At 70.8% G+C, this 9,448-nt stretch carries 12 protein-coding genes; 9 read left to right on the top strand and 3 right to left on the bottom strand.

The annotated features are described in order from the left end of the window. Window positions 1-89: 89 nt before the first annotated feature. Complete coding sequence (locus H5J29_RS11090) at window positions 90-434, top strand: YbaB/EbfC family nucleoid-associated protein (protein ID WP_181780853.1); 345 nt, start codon at window positions 90-92, stop codon at window positions 432-434. 1 nt (window position 435) lies between these two features. Further along, window positions 436-1,056, top strand: a complete 621-nt coding sequence (gene recR / locus H5J29_RS11085; protein WP_181780852.1) for a recombination mediator RecR — start codon at window positions 436-438, stop codon at window positions 1,054-1,056. Between the two features lies 1 nt (window position 1,057). Here recR and H5J29_RS11080 read toward each other — a convergent pair whose 3' ends face one another. Both H5J29_RS11080 and H5J29_RS11075 read right to left on the bottom strand, forming a co-directional pair. Next, window positions 1,058-1,294 (bottom strand): hypothetical protein, encoded by a 237-nt coding sequence (locus H5J29_RS11080; RefSeq protein ID WP_181780851.1) that lies wholly within the window; start codon window positions 1,292-1,294, stop codon window positions 1,058-1,060. Window positions 1,295-1,380: 86 nt separating this feature from the next. Then, on the bottom strand, window positions 1,381-1,566 hold the full coding sequence (locus tag H5J29_RS11075; protein WP_181780850.1) for a hypothetical protein: 186 nt from the start codon (window positions 1,564-1,566) through the stop codon (window positions 1,381-1,383). 364 nt (window positions 1,567-1,930) lie between these two features. Between H5J29_RS11075 and H5J29_RS11070 the strand changes: the two genes are divergently transcribed. The 7 genes from H5J29_RS11070 (at window position 1,931) to H5J29_RS11040 (ending at window position 8,904) form a co-directional block, all read left to right on the top strand. After that, window positions 1,931-2,821, top strand: coding sequence for a helix-turn-helix domain-containing protein (locus H5J29_RS11070; RefSeq protein ID WP_181780849.1), 891 nt, complete (start codon window positions 1,931-1,933; stop codon window positions 2,819-2,821). Continuing rightward, the gene (locus tag H5J29_RS11065; protein ID WP_181780848.1) at window positions 2,818-3,003 is read left to right on the top strand and encodes a DUF397 domain-containing protein; all 186 of its coding nucleotides are present in this window, start codon (window positions 2,818-2,820) and stop codon (window positions 3,001-3,003) included. The genes H5J29_RS11070 and H5J29_RS11065 overlap by 4 nt, the downstream gene beginning before the upstream one ends. 203 nt (window positions 3,004-3,206) lie before the next feature. Further along, entirely contained in the window at window positions 3,207-4,856 is a 1,650-nt protein-coding gene (locus tag H5J29_RS11060) for an ABC transporter substrate-binding protein (RefSeq protein WP_181780847.1), read from the top strand. A gap of 64 nt (window positions 4,857-4,920) precedes the next feature. Continuing rightward, window positions 4,921-5,925, top strand: coding sequence for an ABC transporter permease (locus tag H5J29_RS11055; protein ID WP_181780846.1), 1,005 nt, complete (start codon window positions 4,921-4,923; stop codon window positions 5,923-5,925). Then, a complete protein-coding gene (locus H5J29_RS11050) occupies window positions 5,922-6,839 on the top strand; it encodes an ABC transporter permease (RefSeq protein WP_181780845.1) in 918 nt (305 codons plus the stop codon). The genes H5J29_RS11055 and H5J29_RS11050 overlap by 4 nt, the downstream gene beginning before the upstream one ends. Next, window positions 6,839-7,813 carry an ABC transporter ATP-binding protein gene (locus H5J29_RS11045; RefSeq protein WP_181780844.1) on the top strand — a complete coding sequence of 325 codons (975 nt, stop codon included), beginning with the start codon at window positions 6,839-6,841 and terminating at the stop codon, window positions 7,811-7,813. Before H5J29_RS11050 ends, H5J29_RS11045 begins: the two co-directional genes overlap by 1 nt. Beyond that, window positions 7,810-8,904 (top strand): ABC transporter ATP-binding protein, encoded by a 1,095-nt coding sequence (locus tag H5J29_RS11040; protein ID WP_181780843.1) that lies wholly within the window; start codon window positions 7,810-7,812, stop codon window positions 8,902-8,904. Before H5J29_RS11045 ends, H5J29_RS11040 begins: the two co-directional genes overlap by 4 nt. Window positions 8,905-9,021: 117 nt before the next feature. Here the strand turns inward: H5J29_RS11040 and H5J29_RS11035 are convergent. Continuing rightward, on the bottom strand, window positions 9,022-9,448 hold a 427-nt coding region (locus tag H5J29_RS11035), incomplete at its 5' end, for a DedA family protein (protein WP_181780842.1).

Genomic DNA, 9,448 nt, shown 5'->3' with positions numbered 1-9,448 from the left:
GTCAGGAGGGCTCGGCGCGGGGCGGACACGGCGGACAGCGTCGCACGGCTACTCTGGTTCTCGAGGGCGACACGGCGAGGAGTCTTGTGGTGCAACCGGGTGGTCAGCCGGACATGGCGATGATCCTGCAGCAGGCGCAGAAGATGCAGGAACAGCTCATGACGGCCCAGCAGGAGCTCGCCGAGGCGGAGGTCACGGGGCAGGCCGGGAACGGGCTGGTCCGCGTCACGCAGACCGCGGCGGGGGAGGTGCGCAGCGTCCAGATCGATCCGAAGGTCGTCGACCCGGAGGACGTCGAGATGCTGCAGGACCTGCTCGTCGGCGCGATCCAGGACGCGGCGCGCGCCGCGCAGGAGCTGCAGGCCGAGAAGATGGGTCCGCTCACCGGTGGCCTCGGCGACCTGGGCGGCGGATTCGGTCTGCCCGGCGCCTGAGGTGTTCGAAGGACCGGTCCAGGACCTGATCGACGAGCTCGGCCGCCTCCCCGGCGTCGGGCCGAAGAGCGCGCAGCGCATCGCCTTCCACCTGCTCGCGGCCGACGCGGCGGACGTCACGCGGCTGCAGGAGGTCCTCCAGCAGGTCAAGGAGGGCGTGCAGTTCTGCGAGGTCTGCGGCAACGTGTCCGAGCACGAGCGCTGCCGATACTGCGCCGACGCGCGCCGGGACCCCACGATCGTCTGCGTGGTCGAGGAGCCGAAGGACGTCCTCGCCGTGGAGCGCACGCGCGAGTTCAAGGGCCGCTACCACGTGCTCGGCGGCGCCCTGGATCCCTTGGGCGGCATCGGTCCCGACGGGCTGCGCATCCGTGAGCTGCTCGCCCGCCTCGGCGGCACCGGCCCGGCGAGCGACGAGACCGACATCGGCGAGGTCATCATCGCCACGGACCCGAACACCGAGGGCGAGGCCACGGCCACCTATCTGGTGCGGCTGCTCAGGGACTTCCCGGGCCTGTCCGTGACGCGCCTGGCGTCCGGCCTGCCCATGGGCGGCGACCTGGAGTTCGCGGACGAGATGACCCTCGGCCGGGCCCTCGCAGGCCGCCGCGTCCTGAGCTGACTCAGGGCTCAGGCGGGGCCGAGTGCAGCTCGGCCCTCGCGTGCAGCAGCGCGCACGACGGGCACCCGGCGACGGATGCGGCCGAGGTGATCTCGTGCTCCCGGAGCCACAGGTCCCACTCCACACCGCGGAGCCGGTCCCGCTCCCGGTCGGCCTTCTCGCGGGCGATCGCGACGCCCACGGACACCGACAGGACACTCAGGGCCACGAGCAGGACGGCCACGAGGACGGCGTACATGGTCTCTCCCTCCCGGTAGGGCCGGTGGGGGCGTGCCCACCCCGCCTGGGGTGGGTGCTGCGCAGGAACCCCCCGGCACTGCGCAGTCAGTCGCTGTCGTCGTCGCTCCAGGAGTCGTGGTACCCGCCGCCGTGGCGGACCTCCCAGGTGCGACGCCGCTCAGCGGCGACCCTCCGCCAGGCGCGGGACTGTGCGGCGTCCATGACGCCGACGACCACGCCGATGACGGCCAACACGCCCAGCCCGACCAGGACGAGGACGAGAACGCTCATGGGGACCACCTCCCGGAACGGCGACGGGCGACCTTGCTGGACGGGTGTCCGGCAGGGTGAACAGCGCGAATCTGCTTCATCGAGAACTCACCTTCACTGGGTTCCTCTCCGGCGGTCTGCCGGGAGCTGAGGGGTCCGACGACTCCGGACCGGGAGAGTGGTGCGACACGCCGGGGCGGGCGGGGGCGGCTGCCGTTCGTGCTGGTCACGGGCGCCCTCCTGTCCCTGGGACCCCGGGTCAAGGTGAGGCGAACCACTGGGGTCCAGCTACCTGTAGAGTGCCGCACGACAAGCCACCATGCAATTGCATAGACCGCTATCACCTTCTCGGAGCAACGGTTCCGGCACGTTCGGTGAGGGAGTCATGGCACCTCAGCAGGGACCGGCGGGGCCGCGTCGGCGGCTCGGCGCCGAGCTGCGCAGGCTGCGGCTCAAGGCGGACATGACGCTCGACGAGGTGGCCGAGCTGATGACCTGCAGCACCAGCAAGATCTCCCGCCTGGAGACGGGCAAGGGCATCCCGAAGATGCCGGACGTCAACGAGCTCATCCGGATCTACGGCGTCTCCGCGGACGCGGAGCGGGACATGCTGCACCGCCTGGTCCGCGAGGGCCGGACGCACGGTTGGTGGGAGCCCTTCGTGGAAGGGGTCCAGCCGGAGAAGTTCGTGATGGACGCCCCGGCGCGCTATCCCTCCCTCGAAGCGGAGGCGACCTCCGTCTCGTCCTTCGATCTCGCGTTCTTGCACGGTCTCCTGCAGACGCGCGACTATGCCCGGGCCGTCCTCGCCGCCCTCCTGCCCCATCACGGTCGGCGGGCGATCGAGAAGCTCGTCGAGCTCCGGATGGAGCGACAGCGTGCGCTCGACCGGCCGGATCCGATGCACCTCCAGGTCGTGCTCGACGAGGGCATCCTGGTCCGCGAGGCAGGCGGTCGGGCCGTCATGCGTCGACAGCTCGAGGTCCTCGCCGAGCAGGCCGCGAGGCCGAACGTCGACCTGCGGGTGCTGCCCTTCTCCGCGGGGCTCGACCGGGCTCACCTGGGAGAGTTCGTCCTCCTGGGGTTCGCTGACCCGAGTGTGTCCGATGTGGTCTACGTTGAGGGCCCTTCGGGCGAGTCGTACCTGGACGCACCCGCAGACGTTGAGCTGTACGAGCACGTGTTCGGAGAGGTGGCGGAGCGGGCGCTGGACCCCGCCGCCTCGCTGGACCGGATCGAGCAGCACCTGAGCTCCCCCGAGAGGACACGATCGTGATCGAGTACCGCACGAGCAGCTTCTGCAGCGCCGGGAGCTGTGTCGCCGTCGGACGGACGGCGGAGGGCGGCTATGCGGTGATCGACACCAAGGACGAGGCGCCCCGCCCCCTGCACTTCACCTCGGACGAGTGGGCGGCCTTCGTCGCCGGTGTGAAGAACGGCGAGTTCGACCCCGCCTGAGGTCGCGCTCGGTGGCGGGAGGCCGCACGGCCGAGTGAGGTCCCTCGGGGTGGGTGGTGCGGTTGTTACGTACTGCTCACGCATTTGAGGTGGGTTTGAGGTAGCTGTGCCCCAACTGTGACGTCAGGGGCTACCCGTGGGTAATTGCCTTGACTAGCGTCTCCCACCATCTGAAACCCCGACGACCTCGAGGTGTCTCCTCAATGCCCACCACACGACGTCTGCTCGCCGGCATCGCCGCCGGCGTGCTCACCGTCTCGCTCGCCGCATGTGCGTCCTCCGACCGGGGAACCGGCGACGCGGCGGCGGCGACCGGCGGAACCATGGTCTTCGGCGCCGCGGGCGCACCGAAGAACTTCGACCCGATCTTCAATGACGACGGCGAGAGCTTCCGCCCGATCCGGCAGATGTACGACACGCTGATCACCTACAAGCCGGGCACGACCGAGCTCTCCCCCGGTCTGGCCACCGCCTGGGAGTCCTCTCCGGACGGCAAGCAGTGGACCTTCACGATCCGCGAGGGCGTGACCTTCTCCGACGGCACCGCGCTCGACGCGGCCGCGGTGTGCGCGAACTTCGACCGCTGGGGCACGATGTCCAGCGAGGCCGCGCAGAGCAACATGATCTACTACGCGGACGTCTTCGAGGGCTTCAAGGGCGCGGGCGGCATCTACGACAGCTGCCAGGCCAACGGCAACCAGGCCGTCCTCTCGCTCACCAAGTACAAGGGCGCCTTCCCCGCCGCGTTCGGCCTCACCGCCTTCTCGATCTCGAGCCCGGCCGCGCTGCAGCAGTTCGACGCGAACAACGTCACGCAGTCCGGTGACTCGTTCTCCTACCCGGCCTACGCCACGGACCACCCCACGGGCACCGGCGCGTTCAAGTTCGAGTCCTACGACCGGACGGCGAACACGATCACCCTGGTCCGCAACGACCAGTACTGGGGTGAGAAGGCGAAGCTGGACAAGCTCGTCTTCCGCGTGATCCCGGACGAGAACGCGCGCAAGCAGGAGCTGACCGCCGGCACCATCGACGGCTACGACCTGCCCAGCCCGGCGGACTACGCGTCGCTGAAGAGCGCGGGCCAGCAGGTGTTGATCCGGGACCCGTTCAACGTGCTCTACATGGGCATCAACACCAAGAACAACCCTGCGCTGCAGGACATCCGGGTGCGCCAGGCGCTGGCCTACGCCATCGACCGCCAGGCGCTGGTGCAGACCAAGCTACCCGAGGGCGCCGAGGTGGCGACCCAGTTCATGCCGCAGACCGTCGAGGGCTACGCGGGCGACGTGCAGCAGTACGCCTTCGACCCGGACAAGGCGAAGCAGCTGCTCGCCGAGGCCGGCGCGTCGAACCTGACGCTGAACTTCTACTACCCGACCGAGGTCTCGCGGCCGTACATGCCGAACCCGACCGACATCTTCCAGCTGATCGCGGAGAACCTGCGCCAGGTGGGGATCACGGTCAACCCGGTGCCGCGGCCGTGGAACGGCGGCTTCAAGGACGACGTCCAGACCGCGGGCAAGCAGGACCTCCACCTGCTCGGCTGGACCGGCGACTACAACGACGCCGGCAACTTCATCGGGACCTTCTTCGGGCGTGAGAAGGCGGAGTTCGGCCCCGAGGACCCGGCGATGTACTCGGAGATCACCGCGGCCGACGCCGTGGTGGACCCGGCGGGCAAGAAGGCGGCCTACGAGCAGGCCAACCGCGACCTGATGGCCAAGTACCTGCCCGCCGTGCCGATCAGCAGCAGCCCGCCTGCGATCGTCGTCGGGCCCGGTATCCAGGGCCTGGTCCCGAGCCCCCTGACCGACGAGCGCTTCAACACCGTCAGCAAGACCCAGAGCTGACGCTACCCACGGGCCGACGGCGCACACCCGCGCCGTCGGCCCGTGGCGTGGAAGGACTCCCACCATGCTGCGCTTCATCGTGCGGCGGTTGATCCAGGTCGTCCCCACCCTCCTGCTGCTCTCGGTCCTGATCTTCGCCTGGCTGCGCTCGCTGCCCGGCGGACCGGCCGCGGCGTTGTTGGGGGACAAGGCGACCCCGGAGAAGATCGCCGAGCTCAACACCGTGCTGGGGCTCGACCAGCCCATTCCGGTGCAGTACGTCAAGTTCCTGGGCCGCGCCCTCACCGGCGACTTCGGCAACTCGCTGATCACCGGGCAGCCGGTGACGGCCGAGATCGCCCGTGCGCTGCCCGCCACCATCGAACTCTCGATCGCCGCGCTGCTCATCGCCGTGGTGCTCGGGATCCCGCTGGGCTACGTGGCGGCGCGGTACCGCGGCCGCCCGCTGGACACCGCGACCGTGATCGGGACGCTCGTCGGCGTCGCCGTGCCGGTGTTCTTCCTCGGCTACCTGCTCAAGCAGTGGTTCGCGGTCGACCTCGGGTGGTTCCCGCCGTCGGGGCGTCAGGCGGTGGACATCGACGCCACCCACGTGACCGGTTTCGCCATCCTCGACGGCCTCGTGACCAGGGAGTTCGACGCCTCCTGGGACGCGATCGTGCACCTGGTCCTGCCCGCCATCGCGCTCGCCACGATCCCCCTCGCGGTGATCGTGCGGATCACCCGGGCCTCCGTGCTCGACGTCATGGGGTCCGACTTCGTGCGCACGGCCAACTCGAAGGGCCTCGCGCCGAGCACGGTCCGCGAGCGGCACGTGCTGCGCAACGCCCTGCTCCCCGTGTCGACGACGATCGGCCTGCAGACCGGCCTGCTCCTCGCGGGAGCCGTGCTCACCGAGAAGGTCTTCGTCTGGGGTGGGCTCGGCACGCTGCTGGCGGATGCGATCACCCGCCGCGACTACCCGCGGCTGCAGGCGGTCGTGCTGCTCGGCGCCCTGGTCTACGTGCTGGTCAACCTGCTCGTCGACCTCTCCTACGCGCTGATCGACCCGAGGGTGAGGGTGCGATGACCAGCGTCCTGGCCCGGCGCCGGAACAGGATCGACGACCTCGGCGGCCGCTCCCTGTCCGCCGATGCGCTGATCCGGTTGCGCCGCAACCCCGTCGCGATCGTCGGGGCGGTGATCATCGGGTTGTTCGTGCTGGTGTCGATCTTCGCTCCGTTGATCGCCCCGCACGACGCCGCGGCCGTCTTCCCCGAGCTGCAGCGGAACCTGCGGCCGGACTCGATCCCCGGTGCGCAGCCCGGCTTCCCGCTCGGCTCCGACCAGAACGGCCGGGACTTCTTCTCCCGGCTGATCCTGGCCTCTCGGCAGACGTTGATCGTCGGGGTGCTCGCCACGCTGATCGGGCTGGTGCTGGGCGTGGTGATCGGGGCGCTCGCGGGCGCGTTCGGTGGCTGGGTGGACACGGTGCTCATGCGCGTCACGGACGTGCTGCTGTCCATCCCGTCGCTGCTGCTCGCGATCTCGATCGCCGCGCTCGCCGCCCAGCCCAGCCAGACCACGGTGATCATCGCGGTCGCGCTGGTCAACGTGCCGATCTTCGCGCGGCTGCTGCGCGGGTCGATGCTCGCGCAGCGGGAGTCCGACCACGTGCTCGCGGCGACCTCGCTCGGGGTCAAGCGGAGCGCGATCGTGATCCGGCACATGCTGCCCAACGCCATGGGCCCGGTGATCGTGCAGGCCACGCTGACCCTGGCCACGTCCATCCTGGACGCCGCCGCACTGTCCTTCCTCGGGCTGGGCGACGGCGACCCGGCCCGCGCCGAATGGGGGCTCATGCTCGCCAACGCCCAGGCCTACCTCGACGTCCGGCCCGCCCTGGCGTTCTACCCGGCGATCGCGATCATCCTCGTGGCGCTCGGGTTCACGCTGCTCGGCGAGGCCCTGCGCGAGGCGCTCGACCCGAAGGGACGGCGCTGATGAGGGCGCTGTTGGAGGTCGAGGACCTCACGGTCGCGTTCACCCGGCGCGGCGAACCGGACTCGGTCGCCGTCGACGGGGTGAGCTTCGACGTGCAGCCCGGCGAGATCGTCGGGTTGGTGGGGGAGTCCGGCTGTGGCAAGTCGGTGACCTCGCTGGCGATCATGCGACTGCTGCCGGAGCGGGGGAACCGGGTCACCGGGTCCGTCCGGATGGAGGGCGAGAGCCTGCTCGACCTGTCCGACGCGGGCATGCGCGAGCGCCGCGGTCGGGACCTGTCGATGATCTTCCAGGACCCGCTCTCGTCGCTCAACCCGGTCATCCCGGTGGGGCTGCAGGTCACGGAGGTGCTGACCCGGCACCGCGGGCTGAAGAAGGACGCAGCACGCCGGGAGGCCGCCGACCTGCTGGACCGGGTCGGCATCCCGGACCCGCGGCGGCGGCTCGACTCCTACCCGCACCAGCTCTCCGGCGGCATGCGGCAGCGCGCGCTGATCGCGATCGCGCTGGCCTGCACCCCGCGCCTGCTGATCGCGGACGAGCCGACCACCGCCCTGGACGTCACCATCCAGGCGCAGATCCTGGACCTGCTGAAACAGCTGGTCGCGGAGACGGGGACCGCGCTGGTGATGATCACGCACGACCTCGGCGTCGTCGCCGGGCTGTGCGACCGGGTCAACGTGCTCTACGGCGGCCGGATCGTGGAGCGGGCGGAGCGGCACGAGCTGTTCCGCGCGCCGCGCCACCCGTACACGCACGGGTTGCTGGGTTCGATCCCACGGCTCGACGGGCCGCCGGGCGAGGAGCTCACCGCGATCCGCGGCTCGGTCAACGACAACCTGCCGTGGACGGCGGCGTGCGCGTTCGCGCCGCGCTGCCCGCGTGCGCTGGAGGTGTGCACTGCCTCGACCCCCGAGGTCGAGGAGCACGACGGGCGGCTCCTGCGCTGCTTCAACCCGGTGGAGGGATCATGAGCCTGCTCGAGGTGGAGGACCTCGCCGTCCATTTCCCGATCACGCAAGGGGTGCTGGTCAGCCGGACCGTCGGGCACGTCTACGCGGTCGACGGCGTCTCGCTGACGATCGAGAAGGGCGAGACCTACGGCCTGGTCGGGGAGTCCGGCTGCGGCAAGTCGACGCTGGGCCGGGCGATCCTCAAGCTCACCGAGCCCACCCGCGGCGCCGTCCGGTTCGACGGGCGGGACATCGCGGGCCTTCGTGGGGAGGAGCTGCGCACGGCGCGGCGGCGCTTCCAGATGGTGTTCCAGGACCCGATGTCGTCGCTGGACCCGCGGCAGTCCGTGGAGTCGCTGCTGCAGGAGGGCATGAAGGCGCACGGCCTGACCGGCGGGCACGCGAGGCTGCAGGAGCTGGTCGACGCCGTCGGGTTGCCCAAGGGGTCGCTGCGCCGGTACCCGCACGAGTTCTCCGGCGGGCAGCGGCAGCGGATCGGGATCGCGCGGGCGCTGTCGGTGGAGCCGGACCTGATCGTGGCGGACGAGCCGGTCTCCGCGCTCGACGTGTCGGTGCAGGCCCAGGTGCTCAACCTGCTGTCCCGGCTGCAGCAGGAGCTGGGCCTGACCTACCTGGTCATCGCGCACGACCTGGCCGTGGTCCGGCACGTCAGCGACCGGGTGGGGGTGATGTACCTGGGCGGGATCGTGGAGGAGGCGCCCGCCGGGGACCTCTACGCGGACCCGCAGCACCCGTACACGAGGGCGCTGCTCTCGGCGGTGCCGGTCCCGGACCCCGAGGCCGAGGACCGACGGGAGCGGATCCTGCTGGCGGGCGACCTCCCCTCCCCGGCGGCGCCCCCGGCCGGGTGCCGGTTCCACACGCGGTGCCCGTGGAAGCAGCAGGACCGCTGTGCCGCGGAACGCCCGCAGCTGCGGCAGCTCGACGGCGCTCCGGCCGGGCACCGGGTGGCGTGCCACCACGCCGAGGCGATCCGCGACGGCCGCATCCAGCCGCACGCGGTGGAGGCCACGCTGACCGACGAGGCCGCCGACCTCCCCGTCGGCGCGCCGGAGCATGCGACCAGCGTCAACGAGATCCTCGGCCGCTGAGGTTCATGATCGGTGGTTGCGTGCTCTCAGTGCTGTGGGCACCGCGCTGAGAGCACGCAACTCACGATCATGCCGCGCTGAGAGCACGAAACGTGCGATCTTGAACAGCGCCGAACCTCACGCAGCGAGGGGGCAGGGCTCCTCGTGGTGCTCGGGTTCGGGCTCGCAGGTGCACTCCCGGACGTCGTCCCGGACGACCTTGCGCTTGGCCAGCAGGCCGATGACCAGCGCGGCGGGGACGGCGAGGGCGAAGCCGAACCACGGGTTGCCCGTCACCGTGGCGCCGACGTAGCCGAGGCCGAGGAACACCGTGGCCCAGATCATGGCCCCGACGGCGGACGCGACCACCACGCTGCGCAGCCGCATCCGGAGTGCACCACAGAGGATCGTGGCCGTGACCACGCCGAAGGGCACGAAGTACGACGGCACGATGACCATCGGCCCCGACGCCACGATCCGCGCCTCGATCCACCGCACCGCCCGCGCGCCCGCCGGGTGCGTCGCGAGCTGCTGCAGTCGCCGCGGACCGAGATCCGTGAGTTCG

This window comes from Pseudonocardia pini (genome assembly GCF_013870575.1).
Classification (GTDB): Bacteria; Actinomycetota; Actinomycetes; order Mycobacteriales; family Pseudonocardiaceae; genus Pseudonocardia; species Pseudonocardia pini.
This window is presented reverse-complemented; position numbering and strand designations above follow the sequence as displayed.